Genomic DNA, 16,556 nt, shown 5'->3' with positions numbered 1-16,556 from the left:
TTCACCAGCACGCGACAGATTTGGCCCTTCTGTTCGGACGTGTCCCTTATCGGTCGCTCGCTGAGCAGCCGTTCAGCAACATTCCCAAGGCGTGATCGCGCGCGGCTTTTCGAACATTGTCGCGCCCCAGCGCGCCGAATTCGATCGTTTCGACGCGTGTGGGCTGGTCCAACTCGGCAAGGCCGAAGCAAACGCGACCTTCCGGTTTGTACTCAGACCCGCCGGGTCCCGCTATGCCCGTGACAGACACCGCCAGCTGCGCCTGCGAGTTGCGCAGCGCGCCTTCTGCCATCTCTTTGGCGACCTCCTCTGAAACAGCGCCATGTGTCGCAAGGGTTTCGGCGCGCACGCCCAGCATCTGTTGTTTGGCGGTGTTGGTATAGGTGACAAAGCCACGCTCGACGACGGCAGAACTGCCCGGAATGTCCGTCAGCGCGGCGGCAACCATGCCACCGGTGCAGCTTTCGGCCGTGGCGATCATCACACCCTTCGCTTTGGCGCGGTCCAGCAGATCTACGACGTTCATAAGCCCATGACCCCGTGCGCGATGCCCGCAAGTACCAAAACCCCAACCGCGGCGAAGAGACCGGCGATCACATCGTCCAGCATAACGCCCATCGGGTCCCCGCGTCGGTCAGCCCATCCGACGGGACCGGGTTTGGTGATGTCGAACAAGCGAAACAGCAAGAAGCCTGCGACCCATCCGGGCCAAAGCGCACTGATGTCGATGCCATGCGCCCACGAGGGGTAGGATATCGCCCAGAGGGCGATGAACTGGCCTGCGACCTCGTCGATGACGATCTCGGACGGGTCGTGATCGTCTTGCCCCGCCGTCATCTCGCGCGTGGCCCAGAGGCCCCCGAAAAAGGCCGCGAGGGTTCCGACGACCAGCAATGGGAAACCGCCCAGCGTATGCAGCACCCAGGCCAGCGGCAAAGCGGCCAGCGACCCCCAGGTTCCGGGGGCAGGGCGCAGATACCCAACGCCGCAGACGGTCCCGATCAGGCGCGCGGCAGTCATGATGCCACCAGACAGGCGGTGGCAACCGCAGCGATCCCTTCACTGCGGCCCGTGAACCCCAGCCTTTCCGAAGTCGTGGCCTTGACCGAGACCTGATCGGCATTCAGACCCATGATCCGTGCCATCTCGGCCTGCATTGCCACTGAATGCGGACCAATTTTGGGGAACTCGCAAACCAGCGTGCAATCCACGTTCGAGACCGCATAACCCATCTGCCCGGCAAGCTCGACCGCGTGACGCAGGAATATCTCGCTGGCGGCCCCTTTCCATTGTGGGTCAGATGGTGGGAAGTGCTGCCCGATATCGCCCCGGGCAAGCGCGCCATAGATTGCGTCCGTGACCGCATGCATTCCCACATCGGCGTCGGAATGCCCCTGCAATCCGCGATCATGCGGTATTTTTACACCGCACAGGATGACGTGATCTCCGTCGCCAAAACGGTGCACGTCATAACCGTTGCCCAGCCTCACATTCATATCGATACCCATTATGCGCCGCGCCCGGTCAAAATCCTCGGGCCGGGTGATTTTGATGTTATCCGCATCGCCCGGAGTGATCGCTACTTCTATTCCGGCAACACGCGCTACCTCAACGTCGTCTGTTGCGCCGCCGCCATGGGCCTCATGGGCGGCGGCGATCGCGGAATAATGAAACCCCTGAGGGGTCTGCGCAGCATAGAGACCGTTGCGATCTTGTGTTCCTGTCACCACAGATCCGTCCCCGGTCCAGAGCGCATCGGTGATCGCCAATCCCGGAGCTGCCGCAGGATGCGTATCCAGCGCGGCCAGAACATCGTTGATGACTCTGTCACTGACACAGGGGCGTGCAACGTCATGAATCAGAACCTTTTCAACGTCGTACGCCTTCAATGCCAGCAGGCCATTGCGCACGGATGCGGCCCGGTCCGCACCGCCCGGCGCGAGAATAAGGTCGGTTTCCTGGAACGCTTCCCAGACCGTCGTGTCCTCGTTGGCGAGGACTAAGACGATGTGATCCACCAAGCCAACGAAGCGCTCAATGGTCCAGTCGGCGACGCGCCGTCCGCCGAGAGTGCGCCACTGTTTTGGTACTCCGCCGCCGGCGCGCTGGCCGCGACCGGCGGCGACGATTATGGCGGCTGTGGTCATTCGCAAGCTCTCCTGATTTGGGCATTGTTTAGGGGGCGGTGAATGCAGAGGCAATCACCTGCGTCATTTTGATTAAAAATTAAGCATATGATGATTTTGCGGGCTTGAACGGCGCCGTTTTGTTGTTCATATGCTGCGATTTCGATATCAAATGCGCAACTGCTTAAGGATTAGGCACATTGACCCTGCGTCTCGCTGAAAAGGATCTGTCCCCTCCGGTGCTGTTGGCGCCAATGGCCGGAATCACCGACCGGCCATTCCGTGATCTGGTGATGCGCTTTGGCGCGGGATTGGTGGTCAGCGAAATGGTCGCCAGTCAGGAAATGGTGCAGGCGAAACCGGGCGTACGCGAACGGGCCGAGTTGTCGGCGGATGTCGAAAATACAGCCGTGCAGCTGGCGGGGCGCGAGGCGCACTGGATGGCCGAAGCCGCCCGGCAGGTCGCGGATCGCGGTGCGCGGGTGATCGATATCAACATGGGGTGTCCTGCCAAGAAGGTTACCAATGGCTATTCCGGCTCGGCGTTATTGAAGACGCCAGATCATGCTTTGACGCTGATTGAGGCCGTGGTGAATGCGGTGGAGGTGCCGGTGACGCTGAAGACCCGTTTGGGTTGGGATGACAGCCTGCTGAACGCGCCCGATGTGGCGCGCCGTGCTCAGGATGCCGGTATCCGGATGGTCACAATCCACGGGCGCACGCGCTGCCAGTTCTACAAGGGCCGCGTCGATTGGCCTGCGATCCGGGCGGTGAAAGAGGCGGTCTCGATCCCGGTCATCGCAAATGGGGATATCACCGATACGCGGGCCGCGCAGGTGGCGCTCAAGCAGTCGGGCGCAGATGGGGTAATGGTGGGCCGTGGTGCACAGGGCAAACCGTGGCTATTGGCGCAGATATCGCATGACCTTTTCGGGGCCGCAGCGCCGGTCGTTCCGGTTGGCGATGATCTGACCGAGATGGTGCGCGGCCACTATCAGGCGATGCTGTCGTTCTATGGCGTTGATCTGGGCCTGCGCGTCGCGCGTAAACACTTGGGTTGGTACATGGATGAGGCTGCAACACCTGCCAATCTGCGCCGTGCGGTCCTGACCTCGCGCGATACGGATGAGGTGTTACGCCTGCTGGGCGACGCCCTGAACGAACAGGCGGAGGCGGCAGCATGAATTCCGATCAGAGCATCTGGGCATCGCTGCCGGTTCCGGCCTTCATCATCGATTCCGAGGATCGGATATCGGACGTGAATTCCTCGGGCGAGGGGTTCCTGAACGCCTCACGCAAGGCGGTGGTGGGACACCCGGTCTGGGACCAACTAGCCGTCGACGCGCCCTTGGAAGAAGCCTTCCTCAGGGCCCGGCAGCAGGGCACCCCGTTGTTCGTGAACGATGTGGATGTAGGCTCGGGCAATCGCGCACCGTTGCAATGTGCGCTGCAGATCGCGCCGTTGATGGGATTTCCCGGTTCAATGATCATGATCATCTCACCCCGTGAGCTGGCCGGGCGGATGACGCGTGGGAATACCGTGAAATCCGCGGCTCAGTCGGCGATCGGCATGGCCGAGATGCTGGCGCATGAGATCAAGAACCCCTTGGCGGGGATCACCGGCGCTGCGCAGCTGCTGAGCATGAATATCTCGCAGCAAGACCTTGAATTGACCGACCTTATCGTCGAGGAAAGCCGCCGGATCGTGAAGCTGCTGGAACAGGTCGAACAGTTTGGAAACCTCTCGGAACCCGCGTTCAAGCCGGTCAATATCCACGACGTTCTGGACCGCGCCCGCCGCTCGGCGCTGCTGGGCTTTGGCGCGCATATGACCATTGTCGAGGACTATGACCCGTCGCTGCCGCTGGCCTATGGCGACCCGGATCAGTTTCTGCAGGTGGTGCTGAACTTGCTCAAGAACGCCTCGGAAGCGGCTGAGGAAAAAGGCACAATCCGACTGCGTACCTATTTCGAACACTCGTTCCGGCTGCGGCGCAGTGACGGGTCTGGGCATTCGCTGCCCTTGCAGATCGAGATCATTGATGACGGGCCGGGGCTGCCTGAAAATATTCGAAGCGATATTTTCGACCCCTTTGTCTCGGGCAAGGAAAACGGCACGGGTCTGGGGCTGGCGCTGGTCAGCAAGATCGTGTCCGACCATGACGGCTGGATTTCGGCGGATTCGGTGCCCGGGCGCACTGTCTTCCGCCTGTCCCTGCGGCGCGCGCCGCCGGACGCATATGATAAGGAGAGCATCTGATGGATGGCACAGTTCTGGTTGCCGATGACGACCGCACGATCCGCACGGTTCTGACACAGGCGTTGACGCGGGCAGGGTGCAAGGTCCACGCCACATCCTCGCTGACGACGCTGATGCGTTGGGTGGCCGAGGGCAAAGGCGATGTGGTGATCTCGGATGTGGTGATGCCGGACGGGAACGGGCTTGAAATGCTGCCCAAGATCGCACAGGACCGGCCCGGTTTGCCGGTCATCGTGATCTCGGCCCAGAACACCATCATGACCGCCATTCAGGCGGCCGAGGCGGATGCCTATGACTACCTGCCGAAGCCTTTCGATCTGCCCGATCTGATGAAGCGCACCGCCCGCGCGCTGGACCAGAAACAGCGTACGCAAACCGAACCGGTTGCGGTCAGCGAAGAGCGACCTGATGAACTGCCCTTGGTCGGGCGTACCCCGGTGATGCAGGCGCTCTATCGTCTGGTGGCGCGGGTGATGAACACCGATCTTTCGGTGATGATCTCGGGCGAAAGCGGTACTGGTAAGTCTCTGATTGCGCGCGCTATTCACGATTTCTCGGACCGCCGGACATTGCCGTTTGTGACTGCAACCGCAGCTGATCTGAGCGATCTGGAAGGCCCGGCGCGGGTGATGGCGCGGGTGCGCGGCGGGACGCTGCTGATCGACGAAATCGCCGATATCGATGATGAGATTCAGGCGCGCATTGTGCGGATGATGGACACGCCGGGCGATCACGTGCCGCGTTTCATGGCCACCAGCCAGTCTGACCTGACCGACGCGATGGAGAGCGGCCGCGTGCGTCAGGACCTCTATTACCGGCTTTGCGGCGCGACGATCCATGTTCCGGCCCTGCGTGAGCGCGTAGACGATATCACCTTGCTGACCGATCATTTTCTGGCGCGGGAAGAACGGGACAGCGGCGCGCAACGCCGTCTGAGCCCCGAGGCCGTCGAGCTGGTGCGGCGCTATTCCTGGCCCGGCAATGTTCGCCAGCTTGAGAACGCGATCCGTCGCCTCAGCCTGACCAGCCGTGCCGATGAAATCTCGCGCACCGAGGTCGAGATGGTGCTGGGCAGCCAGCCCGAGGCCGAACCGGTTCTGGGCGATGGCGAGCGCGAGAAGCTTTCATCCTCGGTGGCTCGCCACCTGCGACGCTACTTCGATCTGCACGGGAATATCCTGCCGCCTCCGGGCCTGTATCAACGCATTCTGCGCGAGGTTGAGGCCCCTTTGATCGAAATTGCGCTGGATGCGACCGGGGGCAATCAGGCAAAATGTGCTGATCTTCTGGGGATTAACCGGAATACGCTGCGGAAAAAGATCACCGACCTCGATATTCAGGTGACACGTCGCCGCAAACTGATGTAATATCGCCACACAAACCGTGGCATTCGGGTTCGCCCCCGACAACGACCACGACATATGGCGGTCAGCCGCACATGCGGCACATCAGTAAGAGGGCAGACGGTGGCAACCCGGGCACAGAACGGGCCGATCCTATCGATCAACCGGTGGCGCAAGTCCCGGAAGATGCGCAATTTCAGCACATTGGGACTGGTTATGCTGGGGCCGGTGCTGGCGCTGGCGACCTATCTGGTCATCGGTCCTTTCGATCTTGGTGCAGCCGCACCGACGCTGCGGCTGATTCTGCTGGCCGATCTGGTCTATGTGCTGGTCGTGGCCGCGCTTGTTCTGGGGCAGCTCTTCAGTCTGATCGCGGCGCGGCGGGCGAAATCCGCGGGCTCTCGGCTTCACCTGCGCCTGATCGGCGCGTTTACGCTTTTGGCGCTAGTGCCCACGGTCACGGTGGCGATTTTCGCCGGGCTGACTGTGAATATCGGGCTTGAGGGCTGGTTTTCGGATCGGGTGCGACAGGTTGTAGGCTCATCGCTCAGCGCAGCTGAGGCCTATGAGCAGGAACACCGGCAGGGTCTGACGCAGGATGCCGTAGTGCTGGCGCGGTTCCTGGATAACGCGAGGGCGGTGAACTATTACATTTCGGACGCGGAATTGCGCGAGGTGCTGGCACAGGGGCAGGCGCAGATTCAGCGCGGTCTGCGGGAAGCCTATGTCATCGATGGAAGTGGCGAGATCCGCTCGCGCGGGGATCGGTCCTATCTGTTCGACTACGAAGCCCCGACGCAGGAAGAGATCATCGAGGCCAATGATCAGGGCATGGTGATTATCGCCGATTGGGCCAATAGCGAATTCCGCGCGCTTGTGCCGCTGAAAGCTTATCTGGACCGCTACCTCTATGTCAGTCGCGAGGTCGATGGCGAACTGCTGACGCTGTTGGATGAAACCAAGGAAACGGCGCAGTTCTATCGCCAACTCGAAAGTGAACGGGGTCGCGTACTGTTCGAATTTGGCCTGCTATATCTGGGCTTTGCGGTGATCCTCATTCTTGCGGCTATGTCGCTTGGCATGTGGTTTGCCGAACGTCTGTCGCGCCCCGTGGGTCGGCTGACAACGGCGGCGCAGCGCGTGGGGGCAGGGGACCTGAGTGTACAGGTGTATGAAGAGGCCAGCGATGACGAGATCGCGATGCTGGGTCGGTACTTCAACCAGATGACCCGCCAGTTGAAGGGCCAGCGCGATACTCTGCTTGAAAACACACGTCATATCGAACGCCGTCGGAGACTGTTTGACTCGGTGCTGAGTTCGGTGACCTCGGGCGTGGTGGGGGTTGACCCCGATGGCTGCGTGACCTTCGTCAACCGCTCGGGCGAACGCCTGCTGGACTGGTCGGGCGGGGAACAGCATCTTGCCATAGGCATCGCCGTGCCCGAATTCCTGCCGCTGTTTGAAGAACTGAAGACCACCGGTCAGGAGGCGGTGCAGGGCGAAGTAAAGGTGACCCGCAAAGGTCAGCTGGAAAACCTGCTGGTGCGCATGGCGACGCGGCGCGGTGAAGACGGCGGTCTGGAAGGTTATGTGGTGGCGTTTGATGACGTGACCGATCTGGTCAGTGCGCAGCGCATGGCGGCGTGGGGCGATGTGGCGCGCCGTATTGCGCATGAGATCAAGAACCCGCTGACGCCAATCGGGCTGAGCGCCGAGCGGATCAAGCGTAAATTCTCGCGCAAGCTGGATGAGGACGATTGCGACAGCCTTGAATCCATGACCGACGTGATCGTACGACAGACGAATGATCTGCGGCGCATCGTTGACGAGTTCTCGAAATTCGCGCGGATGCCCGAGCCGGATCGGCATGAGGAAAATGTTGTGACACTGGTGCGCGAGGCGGTATTGCTGCAGCAGGCCGGTCAGCCGGAGGTGCAGATTGACGCGGATCTGCCGAACGACGCTATTCTTGCAGATGTGGACGCGACCATGCTGAGTCAGGCGTTGACGAACCTGATCAAGAATGCAGGCGAAGCTATTGATACATTGAAGGAAAAGGGCGCGCCGGAGAACCTGACGCCGCAGATCAAAGTGACGGTCTCGCGCGACGATGCGGGAACGCAGATCACGATTGCTGACAACGGCATCGGCCTGCCCGAAGATCGGGCGCGGCTGTTTGAGCCATACGTAACCACCCGCGACGAGGGCACGGGCCTTGGCCTGCCCATCGTCAAGAAAATCATCGAGGAACACGGCGGAGCGCTGACATTAGAAGATGCGCCCGTCTTTGACGGACAGGACCATTTCGGCGCAATGGCTGTCATTCGTCTTCCCGGGGCCTCAGGCGGCCCGTCAGACGCGTCGGAAAAGCAGGCGATTAAAACAAACAAACTGAAAGCAGGCCAAAGATGAGCGACATTCTGATCGTAGATGACGAACGCGATATTCGCGAATTGGTGTCCGATATTCTCGAGGACGAAGGCTATTCCACCCGGTTGGCGGGAAACTCGGACGATTGCATGGCGGCGATCAATGCCGAGCCACCGGGGCTTTTGATTCTGGATATCTGGCTGAAAGACAGCCGCATGGACGGGATCGACATCCTGAAGGCGGTAAAACGCGACAACCCTGATGTGCCGGTGGTGATCATTTCGGGCCACGGCAATATCGAGATTGCCGTGGCGGCCATCAAACAGGGCGCTTACGACTTCATCGAAAAGCCCTTCAATATCGACCAGTTGATGGTCGTGATCCGCCGCGCGATGGAAACCTCGCGCCTGCGCCGCGAGAATGCCTCGCTGAAACGCAAAGAGGTGAGCTGTTCGGACATGATCGGCAAATCGGCCTCGTTCCGCGCAATGCAGGGGCAATTGGACAAGGTTACCAAGTCGAACGGCCGCGTGATGCTGAGTGGTCCGGCGGGGTCGGGCAAAGAAATTGCGGCGCGCTATATTCACGCCCATTCCAACCGCGCCAACGCGCCCTTCGTCACTGTGAACTGCGCCGGGATCGAGCCTGAGCGGGTTGAAGAGGTCTTGTTTGGTCGTGAATCTGCCGAACGCGGGATCGAATCCGGCCTGCTGGAAGAAGCCCATGGCGGGGTGGCCTACTTTGATGAGGTCGCGGACATGCCGTTGGGCACCCAATCCAAGATTTTGAGGGTGCTGGTGGATCAGCAATTTCAGCGCGTGGGCGGCAGCGACAAGGTGCGGGTCGATCTGCGGGTGATTTCATCGACCAACCGTGATCTGGAAGATGAAATCGCAGCGGACCGGTTCCGCGAGGAACTCTATCATCGCCTGAATGTGGTGCCGATCGCTGTCCCGTCGCTGGAAGAACGGCGCGAGGATATCCCGGTTCTGGCGCAGCACTTCATCGAAATGTGCAATGAAACGCAGGGTTTGCCTGCACGTGAATTGTCTGACGAGGCGGTCGCTTTGCTGCAGACGATGACGTGGCCCGGCAATGTGCGCCAGCTCAAGAACCTGATCGAGCGTGTATTGATCCTTGGCGATGGCACCGGCCCGATCGAGGCCCGAGAGCTGCCGAATGAGGAAGAAAAGTCTGATGAATCCGGTCGTGTCGTGCTGTCCGGCGCGTTGGCGACGCTGCCGTTGCGCGAAGCTCGCGAGGCGTTTGAGCGAGAGTATCTGCTGACTCAGATCAATCGCTTTGGCGGCAATATCAGCCGCACGGCGAGCTTCGTCGGCATGGAACGCAGCGCGTTGCACCGCAAGCTGAAATCGTTGGGGGTTGTGACGTCGAACAAATCCGGCGCGCGTGTCGCTCAGATCGACGAGCCCGAACCGGCGGAGTGATTTCTGCGGCTCGGGGAAACATATGATCACCGGGCCGATGCAGACACTTGGACGAGACCCCTTCGGTTCAGACGCATTGGTACATGGCCGTATCCCGAGCGGTGCTGCGGGGAGAACTGTTTTGGGAGAGGTCGCATAATTTATGCATTCCTGTGCATGACCTGTCAGGATAGACCTGTGGCATGACATCGTCTTTCCTCAGATTTGCGCAGGTCATGCTGATCTGGTTTGCCGGGCTTGGTGCTGCCACGCAGTTCGCCAAGATCGCTGTCCCGTTCGCTGATATCAGTGCGCTTTACCCAGAGCAGGCCGCCGTGATCGGCTGGCTTTTGTCGATCATAAGCCTGATGGGCGCTGTATTTGGGGCGACCTCTGGCGCGATCACGGCCCGGATCGGGCCCATGCGGTTGCTTTTGTCGGGGCTGGTTTTGGGCGGAGCGTTGTCTTTCATGCAGGCAAGCTTGCCGGGTTTCCACCTGATGTTGGCTAGTCGCGTTGTCGAAGGGGTCTCGCATCTGGCGATCGTGGTCGCAGCCCCCACGCTCATTGCGCAGATCACGACAGGGCAGGCGCGAAATCTGGCAATGGTTTTGTGGAGCACTTTCTTCGGCGTCGCCTTTGCGTTGAATGCGTGGTTCGGCTTGCCAATTGTCGATCACTTCGGCCTGCCCGCCTATTTCGCGTTGCATGGCGGGCTGATGCTGTTGATCGCTGCGCTGATAGCGCTGAGCGGGATCAGAGTGGATATGGGAGCGGCGCGGCAGGACGAGCGCGGTTTGTCTGCGTTCGTCACAGCCCATCTCAGAACCTACCGTTCGCCCTTTGTGTCGGCACCAGCGATTGGATGGTTTTTTTATACGCTGACATTCGTCTCGCTGCTGGCGATCCTGCCCGGACGGTTGCCTGAGGCGCAGGGTGCGTCAGTTGCGGCGCTGATGCCTTTGGCCGGGATCACGTGGTCGTTGCTGCTGGTGCCGCTGCTTTTGAACAGGTTTGCGGCGATCACTGTGGTCAATCTTGGCTTTGGGCTTGGCGTCTTGGCTATCTGCGCCCTTTTTTCTGGTGCACCATTGTCGGTCGTCTGTGTTGCCCTGTTCGCCGTTTTGGGCCTTGTACAAGGGGCCAGCTTTGCTGCTGTACCGGAACTCAATACAGCAGCCGACGCTCAGGCACTTAGCTATGGGGCGATGGCGCAGATGGGCAATGCCGGAAATCTGCTGGGCACGCCTGTCTTGCTGGCGATTCTGCTGGGTGTGAACGAGGCTGCGATGTTCCTGACTGTCATCGGCTGCTACGCAATCGCTATCCTGATGCACCTTGTCCTTGGGCTGCGTCGAAGGGCAGCAGCCGGAATGGCCTAGCGGCTGGCTCTAGCCCGGTTGGCCGGGTGTTATGATCTGGAAAGAGCCATCGTCGAATTTGACGAAACAGGATTGGGTGCTCAGCGGTGGCAAAGTGGTTGTCCGCGCAGGGGTGACCCGTGATTTTACACCCTGTCCGCAGGGCGGCAGGCTAACCGGGCGATATCCTTTCGCGGCCATGCATTGTGCCTCGACCTTGCTGCGCAGGCCCTGGTTCACGTCGACGGAGTAGACCCGCCCCGGCTCCCACCAGCCCGGATTGCGGTAGCACCGCCCGTTGCGATCGCAATAGGTGCGGCCGGGCCAATAGGTTGGCGGCCTTTGTCGGATCTGATTGGCCACGGGCGCATCTTTCAGCGCCTGCACCTGACAGGCGGTGGTCTCGGTCTGCAGGCGCGCGACGCTCTCGCCTTCGCGATAGTACATCGACAGGGGGCCGCAGGCCGACAGGGTCAGCAGGCAGATCAGGACGGGCAGCACTGTTTTCATGCGCTTATTCTGGCGCAGCTTGCACGGTATGACAATTCAATTGACCGCTTTGGGGGCATCTGTCATTCAAAGATTTCAGGCAGAAGGGCCAGTAATATGAAGGTCATCATATGCGGTGCCGGTCAGGTCGGCTGGCAGATTGCGCGTCACCTTTCGGGCGAGCTGAACGACGTGACGGTCGTCGACAACAACCCCGATCTGGTGCGCCGGGCGACTGAAACACTGGACGTTCAGGGGATCGCAGGCTTTGCAAGCTATCCGGATGTTCTGGAACGGGCAGGGGCCCGCGATGCCGATATGATTATCGCCGCCACCCATTCGGACGAGGTGAACATGGTCACCTGTCAGATGGCGCATTCGGTCTTTTCGATCCAGCGCAAGATCGCGCGGTTGCGGTCGAAATCCTATCTTGAGGCGATCCATTCAGATCTCTACCGCCGCGATCACCTGCCCATCGACGTGGTGATCAGCCCAGAACGCGAGGTTGCCGCAGCCGCTATGCGTCGTCTCTCGGCCCCGTCGGCTTTTGACACCGAACTGTTCATGGACGGCAAAGCTCAATTGCTGGGCATTCGCGTGGATGAAGACTGCCCGATCGTCAACACGCCTCTGCGTCAGTTGACCGACCTGTTCTCGACCCTCAGCTCCATCGTTGTGGGTGTCCGGCGTGAGGGATCTCTGTTCGCCCCGGAACCGGACGACCAGCTTTTTGTTGGCGACGAATGCTATGTATTTACCAGCGTTAAGGACGTGGACCGCACGATGGAGGTCTTCGGCAAGGCGCAGCGGCAGCAGGACCGGGTGGTGATTGTGGGCGGCGGCAATGTCGGGCTGGAAGTGGCCCGCACGCTGGAGGAACGCGAAAGCCGAGTGCGCGCCAAGATCATCGAGCGTGATCGCAGATGCGCCGAAATTGCCGCCGAAGCACTGGAACGCACCATTGTTCTGAACGGAGACGGCCTGGATTCCGCGCTGCTCAGCGAGGCGGGGATCGAACGGGCTGATGCGATGCTGGCAGTCACGGATGATGATCGCACCAACATGCTGGCGGCTGTGCGCGCCAAGGGCGAAGGCTGCGCGCTGGCGATTGCGCTGATCAATGACCCCAGCATGGTGGCGCTGATGGGGCCGCTTGGGATTGATGCCTATATCAACCCGCGTGCCACCACCGTCAGCTCGATCCTGCGGCACATCCGGCATGGGCGTGTCCGTCAGGTCTATTCCATCGGCGATGCCGAGGCCGAGGTGATCGAGGCCGAGGTGCTGTCGACCTCGCCCATGGCCGGGCAAAAACTGCGTGATATCGATTTCCCCGAGGGTGTTCTGGTCGGAGCTGTCCGCAAGGGCGACGAGGTTCTGCGCCCTACCGGAAGCCTGCGTATCGATGAAAAGGATGTGGTTGCGATCTTCGCCATGGCCAAGGACGTCCCCGAGGTCGAACGGCTGATGCAGGTCTCGATCGATTTCTTCTGATGTTGCAGGCGCGCAGACAGCAACGGGTCGGAGTGCTGCGGCGTTTGCCGCTGGTGCTGATGATCTGGGGGATCGCCGCCCTTTCGACATGGATACCGGCGGTTTACGCGCTGACGCTTGATGATCATGCGACCTCACGATCGTTTTTTTATTCCGGTCTGCTGGGGATGTTTGCGGTTTCGATCATTGCTGTCGCGATGTCGAACAGAACCCCGCGCCGGGGGACTTTGGGCCAACTGGCAGCGCTGTTGGCGACTTTCACCATATTGCCGATTTTCTTGGCTATCCCGTTTCATGACGCGCTGGGCACAACCAGCTTTCTGAACGCCTATTTCGATATGGTCAGCGCCCTGACGACCACCGGCGCTGACCTGTTCCCCGACCCCGGACGCCTGTCTGCGCCGCTGCATCTGTGGCGGGCGCTGGTGGGCTGGATGGGTGGCCTGCTGATGTGGGTAGCGGCAGCGGCGATCCTTGCCCCGCTGTCTCTTGGCGGGTTCGAGGTGACTGCGCGCGGGCAGCCGGGGCGTCCGGTCTCGGGCGTGGCGCAAAGCGAAAAGATGGATCCGCGCGGGCACCTGATCCGGGTGACGCGCACGCTGGCCCCCGTCTATGCCGGGCTGACCGCAGTGATCTGGGTGCTGTTGCTGATCGCGGGCGAGCAGGGCCTGACCGCGGTGTGCCACGCCATGTCTGTGATGGCGACCTCTGGTATCTCACCGGTTGGTGGCCTCGAAGGGTCGACGGCTGGCCTGACCGGCGAGGCGATCCTGTTCCTGTTTCTGTTCTTCGCCCTGTCGCGCCTGACTTTTTCGACCGACACGGCGACCTCGGGTTATGCACGTCTGGACAAAGACCCCGAGTTCCGCATCGGCATCTCCATCGTGCTGGTGGTGGCGCTGCTGCTCTTTCTGCGGTTCATGGCCGGGGTGGCCGAGCTGAGCATTGAGGTCGCCCCTGTGCAGGCGTTGCAGGTGATCTGGGGCATGATCTTTACTGCCATGTCCTTCCTGACCACTGCCGGGTTCGAAAGCGCCAACTGGAATGATGCGCAGCAGCTCTCGGGTCTGGGTACGCCGGGGCTGATCCTGATGGGGTTGGCGCTGATTGGCGGCGGGGTGGCGACCACCGCAGGTGGCGTCAAGCTTCTGCGGGTCTTTGCGCTGTACCTCAACGGCAAGCGCGAGATCGACCGGCTGATATATCCCTCATCGGTCAGCGGCGAGGGCGGGGGTAACCGTCGCATCCAAAGCGATGGCGCGTTTATCGCGTGGATCTTTTTGATGATGTTTGCTCTGACGTTGGCGGTGTTTGATCTGTTGCTGGCCGCGATGGGCGTTGGATTTGAACAGGCGATGGTGCTGAGCGTCGCCGCGCTTAGCACGACGGGGCCGTTGATCGAGCTGGCCACGGATGTGCCGATCCGGCTTATTGATCTGTCGCAGGGGGCCAAGCTGACGCTTTGTGCAGCAATGGTGATCGGGCGGCTAGAAACACTGGCCATCGTTGCGCTGATCACACCGACGCTGTGGCGTGATTGACCTATCCTCACCGGTTGGCGTTACTGCCTGATTTTTCATCTGGAATATCTGTGCGCAGCACTCCATACTCCGCCGGAGGGAGCGCGTTGGTCCGCAGCGCGTAGCAAGAACAAAGACGAGATTATAATAATATGGCTTCGGACAGACAAAATCTGCAGGACGCGTTCCTGAACAATGTACGTAAGGCAAAGGTCCCGGTCACGATATTCCTGATCAACGGCGTGAAATTGCAGGGTGTGATCACCTGGTTCGATAATTTCTGCGTGCTGCTGCGCCGCGACGGACAGTCGCAGCTGGTCTATAAGCACGCGATTTCGACCATCATGCCGTCACAGCCGATCAACCTGTATGAGGGCGAAGACGCCTCTTGATGGAACATGAAAGGGCGCGCACCCGGGCTTGGGTGCTGCATCCTGAAATCAAATCAGATGAACAGCGCCGCGTCCCTGAACCGGCGCTGGCCGAGGCGGTGGCGCTGGCCGCCGCGTTGCCCGATTTGGATGTCGTCGGGTCCGAGATCGTGCGCCTTCCGCGCGCGCAGGCTGGTCTGCTGTTCGGCAGCGGCAAGATCGAGGAGCTGGCCGACCGCCTGCATGACAATGAGGTCGAGCTGGTCTTGATCGACGGGCCGGTGACTCCGGTGCAGCAGCGCAACTTGGAAAAGGCTTGGAAAGTCAAAATCCTCGACCGGACCGGCCTGATTCTGGAAATCTTCAGCGACCGCGCCCGCACTCGCGAAGGGGTGCTGCAGGTCGAGATGGCTGCGCTGAGCTATCAGCGCACGCGTCTGGTGCGCGCCTGGACCCACCTGGAACGTCAGCGGGGGGGCTTGGGCTTTGTCGGTGGTCCCGGTGAGACGCAGATCGAGGCCGACCGCCGCGCGATTGACGATCAGCTGGTGCGCCTGCGTCGTCAGTTGCAGAAGGTGATCAAGACCCGCACCCTGCACCGCGCAGCGCGCGCCAAGGTGCCGTATCCGATTGTCGCTTTGGTGGGCTACACCAACGCGGGCAAATCCACGCTGTTCAACAGCCTGACGGGTGCCGAGGTGATGGCCAAGGACATGCTGTTTGCAACGCTCGACCCGACCATGCGCCGGGTCGAACTGCCCGATGGCCCCGAGGTGATCCTGTCGGACACGGTGGGTTTCATCTCGAACCTGCCGACCGAACTGGTCGCCGCCTTCCGCGCCACGCTGGAAGAGGTGTTGGGCGCTGATCTGGTCGTCCATGTCCGCGACATCAGCCACGAAGAGACCGAGGCGCAGGCGCAGGATGTGGAAACGATTCTGACCTCTCTGGGGGTCGAGGATGACCGGCCCCGGCTGGAGGTCTGGAACAAGATCGACCTGCTGGAGGCGGATGACCGCGAAGCCACGCTGGCACGGGCTGAACGTGATCCGGCGATCTTTGCCATATCTGCCGTGACGGGCGAGGGTGTCACGCCTTTGCTATCCGAAATCGCCACGATCCTGCAGGGCGCGCGGCATGAAATGACCCTGAAGCTGGACTTTGCCGAGGGCGATAAGCGCGCATGGCTGTTTCGTCAGGACGTAGTGCGGGCGGAAGAGCAGACTGATGATGGGTTCGAGATCACGGTGCTATGGACCGACAAACAAGCGGCACGCTTTGCGGCGCTTTAGTCAAACCCCGTCAATCTGGCGTTGATAATCCTCTGCGTCAAACCATCCTAACGACGTTTGAACCTCAAAACCCTCGGTCAGATCCCATTCTTCCCAACCTCGGGCAACAACATGGTTGCCGGTTTCGGCATGGTGGCCCTCCAGTGTCCAGACAAAGATAGCGTGGCTTCCGGCCCATCGCATCATGTCGCAGCGCACCTCCAGATCGGGAAATTCGGCATAGAAACCCTGCGCCATTTCCGCGATGGCGGCGCGTCCCTGAATGGGCTCACCTCGGTTGATCGTAATCTGGCCGTCAGGCGCATAAAACGCAGCGACCTGCTGAGGGTCGCCGGAACTCCAGGCAATTGCGTAGTCGCGTGCAAGGTTATTGAGTTGATCTCGAATGCTGTTCATCTATACCCCCCGGCTGAATGCTCCGCCTTGCACCAATGGTAGGGATAAGCCGCGCCCGCGTCTATGACACGAAAGACTCGGGGGCGGTGTCTTGCCGAAATCGCAAC

General features: G+C 60.8%; 15 protein-coding genes. 10 read left to right on the top strand and 5 right to left on the bottom strand.

Annotation, left to right across the window (positions count from 1 at the left end; genetic code table 11):
- Positions 1-46: 46 nt before the first annotated feature.
- The 3 genes from ACR3EN_RS15800 to ACR3EN_RS15790 are packed head-to-tail and all read right to left on the bottom strand — an operon-like array spanning position 47 to position 2,147.
- Positions 47-526 carry a CinA family protein gene (locus ACR3EN_RS15800; protein WP_480819852.1) on the bottom strand — a complete coding sequence of 160 codons (480 nt, stop codon included), beginning with the start codon at positions 524-526 and terminating at the stop codon, positions 47-49.
- Positions 523-1,020 (bottom strand): phosphatidylglycerophosphatase A family protein, encoded by a 498-nt coding sequence (locus tag ACR3EN_RS15795; protein ID WP_480819854.1) that lies wholly within the window; start codon positions 1,018-1,020, stop codon positions 523-525. The genes ACR3EN_RS15800 and ACR3EN_RS15795 overlap by 4 nt, the downstream gene beginning before the upstream one ends.
- Entirely contained in the window at positions 1,017-2,147 is a 1,131-nt protein-coding gene (locus ACR3EN_RS15790) for a bifunctional 2-C-methyl-D-erythritol 4-phosphate cytidylyltransferase/2-C-methyl-D-erythritol 2,4-cyclodiphosphate synthase (protein WP_480819856.1), read from the bottom strand. Before ACR3EN_RS15790 ends, ACR3EN_RS15795 begins: the two co-directional genes overlap by 4 nt.
- A 179-nt stretch (positions 2,148-2,326) precedes the next feature.
- Here ACR3EN_RS15790 and dusB point away from each other — a divergent pair, with 179 nt between their 5' ends.
- From dusB to ACR3EN_RS15760, 6 genes are all read left to right on the top strand, one after another.
- Positions 2,327-3,310, top strand: coding sequence for a tRNA dihydrouridine synthase DusB (dusB, locus tag ACR3EN_RS15785; protein ID WP_480870142.1), 984 nt, complete (start codon positions 2,327-2,329; stop codon positions 3,308-3,310).
- Positions 3,307-4,386, top strand: coding sequence for a two-component system sensor histidine kinase NtrB (locus tag ACR3EN_RS15780; protein ID WP_480819860.1), 1,080 nt, complete (start codon positions 3,307-3,309; stop codon positions 4,384-4,386). The genes dusB and ACR3EN_RS15780 overlap by 4 nt, the downstream gene beginning before the upstream one ends.
- The gene (locus ACR3EN_RS15775) at positions 4,386-5,753 is read left to right on the top strand and encodes a response regulator (RefSeq protein WP_480819862.1); all 1,368 of its coding nucleotides are present in this window, start codon (positions 4,386-4,388) and stop codon (positions 5,751-5,753) included. Before ACR3EN_RS15780 ends, ACR3EN_RS15775 begins: the two co-directional genes overlap by 1 nt.
- 162 nt (positions 5,754-5,915) lie before the next feature.
- Positions 5,916-8,141, top strand: coding sequence for a sensor histidine kinase NtrY-like (locus ACR3EN_RS15770; protein ID WP_480820082.1), 2,226 nt, complete (start codon positions 5,916-5,918; stop codon positions 8,139-8,141).
- Positions 8,138-9,547: a nitrogen assimilation response regulator NtrX gene (gene ntrX / locus ACR3EN_RS15765; protein ID WP_480819864.1), complete on the top strand. Its 1,410-nt coding sequence runs from the start codon at positions 8,138-8,140 to the stop codon at positions 9,545-9,547. Before ACR3EN_RS15770 ends, ntrX begins: the two co-directional genes overlap by 4 nt.
- A 182-nt stretch (positions 9,548-9,729) precedes the next feature.
- Entirely contained in the window at positions 9,730-10,908 is a 1,179-nt protein-coding gene (locus ACR3EN_RS15760) for an MFS transporter (protein WP_480819866.1), read from the top strand.
- Positions 10,909-10,917: 9 nt separating this feature from the next.
- On the opposite strand, the gene ACR3EN_RS15755 is transcribed toward ACR3EN_RS15760, so the two are convergent.
- Positions 10,918-11,397: a hypothetical protein gene (locus tag ACR3EN_RS15755; RefSeq protein WP_480819868.1), complete on the bottom strand. Its 480-nt coding sequence runs from the start codon at positions 11,395-11,397 to the stop codon at positions 10,918-10,920.
- Positions 11,398-11,493: 96 nt separating this feature from the next.
- On the opposite strand from ACR3EN_RS15755, the gene trkA reads away from it, so the two are divergent.
- From trkA to hflX, 4 genes are all read left to right on the top strand, one after another.
- Positions 11,494-12,870 carry a Trk system potassium transporter TrkA gene (gene trkA / locus ACR3EN_RS15750; protein WP_480819870.1) on the top strand — a complete coding sequence of 459 codons (1,377 nt, stop codon included), beginning with the start codon at positions 11,494-11,496 and terminating at the stop codon, positions 12,868-12,870.
- Entirely contained in the window at positions 12,870-14,411 is a 1,542-nt protein-coding gene (locus ACR3EN_RS15745) for a TrkH family potassium uptake protein (RefSeq protein WP_480819872.1), read from the top strand. Before trkA ends, ACR3EN_RS15745 begins: the two co-directional genes overlap by 1 nt.
- A gap of 131 nt (positions 14,412-14,542) precedes the next feature.
- Positions 14,543-14,782 carry an RNA chaperone Hfq gene (gene hfq, locus ACR3EN_RS15740; RefSeq protein WP_005982826.1) on the top strand — a complete coding sequence of 80 codons (240 nt, stop codon included), beginning with the start codon at positions 14,543-14,545 and terminating at the stop codon, positions 14,780-14,782.
- Complete coding sequence (hflX, locus tag ACR3EN_RS15735) at positions 14,782-16,053, top strand: GTPase HflX (protein WP_480819875.1); 1,272 nt, start codon at positions 14,782-14,784, stop codon at positions 16,051-16,053. The genes hfq and hflX overlap by 1 nt, the downstream gene beginning before the upstream one ends.
- Here hflX and ACR3EN_RS15730 read toward each other — a convergent pair whose 3' ends face one another.
- Positions 16,054-16,449 carry a nuclear transport factor 2 family protein gene (locus ACR3EN_RS15730; protein ID WP_480819877.1) on the bottom strand — a complete coding sequence of 132 codons (396 nt, stop codon included), beginning with the start codon at positions 16,447-16,449 and terminating at the stop codon, positions 16,054-16,056.
- Positions 16,450-16,556: the final 107 nt, after the last annotated feature.

Source organism: Ruegeria sp. G7, assembly GCF_056535465.1.
The sequence above is the reverse complement of the archived record's forward strand: the minus strand, read 5'-3'. Positions and strand labels throughout refer to the sequence as shown.

What these genes read in the sequence shown, in the direction of transcription:
- hflX (WP_480819875.1), top strand. Translation starts at nt 14,782, where the DNA reads ATGGAACATGAAAGGGCGCGCACCCGGGCTTGGGTGCTGCATCCTGAA.
- trkA (WP_480819870.1), top strand. Translation starts at nt 11,494, where the DNA reads ATGAAGGTCATCATATGCGGTGCCGGTCAGGTCGGCTGGCAGATTGCG.
- ACR3EN_RS15745 (WP_480819872.1), top strand. Translation starts at nt 12,870, where the DNA reads ATGTTGCAGGCGCGCAGACAGCAACGGGTCGGAGTGCTGCGGCGTTTG.
- ACR3EN_RS15755 (WP_480819868.1), bottom strand. Translation starts at nt 11,397, where the DNA reads ATGAAAACAGTGCTGCCCGTCCTGATCTGCCTGCTGACCCTGTCGGCC.
- ACR3EN_RS15780 (WP_480819860.1), top strand. Translation starts at nt 3,307, where the DNA reads ATGAATTCCGATCAGAGCATCTGGGCATCGCTGCCGGTTCCGGCCTTC.
- ntrX (WP_480819864.1), top strand. Translation starts at nt 8,138, where the DNA reads ATGAGCGACATTCTGATCGTAGATGACGAACGCGATATTCGCGAATTG.
- ACR3EN_RS15730 (WP_480819877.1), bottom strand. Translation starts at nt 16,449, where the DNA reads ATGAACAGCATTCGAGATCAACTCAATAACCTTGCACGCGACTACGCA.
- ACR3EN_RS15800 (WP_480819852.1), bottom strand. Translation starts at nt 526, where the DNA reads ATGAACGTCGTAGATCTGCTGGACCGCGCCAAAGCGAAGGGTGTGATG.
- ACR3EN_RS15795 (WP_480819854.1), bottom strand. Translation starts at nt 1,020, where the DNA reads ATGACTGCCGCGCGCCTGATCGGGACCGTCTGCGGCGTTGGGTATCTG.
- ACR3EN_RS15790 (WP_480819856.1), bottom strand. Translation starts at nt 2,147, where the DNA reads ATGACCACAGCCGCCATAATCGTCGCCGCCGGTCGCGGCCAGCGCGCC.
- ACR3EN_RS15770 (WP_480820082.1), top strand. Translation starts at nt 5,916, where the DNA reads ATGCGCAATTTCAGCACATTGGGACTGGTTATGCTGGGGCCGGTGCTG.
- hfq (WP_005982826.1), top strand. Translation starts at nt 14,543, where the DNA reads ATGGCTTCGGACAGACAAAATCTGCAGGACGCGTTCCTGAACAATGTA.
- ACR3EN_RS15775 (WP_480819862.1), top strand. Translation starts at nt 4,386, where the DNA reads ATGGATGGCACAGTTCTGGTTGCCGATGACGACCGCACGATCCGCACG.
- ACR3EN_RS15760 (WP_480819866.1), top strand. Translation starts at nt 9,730, where the DNA reads ATGACATCGTCTTTCCTCAGATTTGCGCAGGTCATGCTGATCTGGTTT.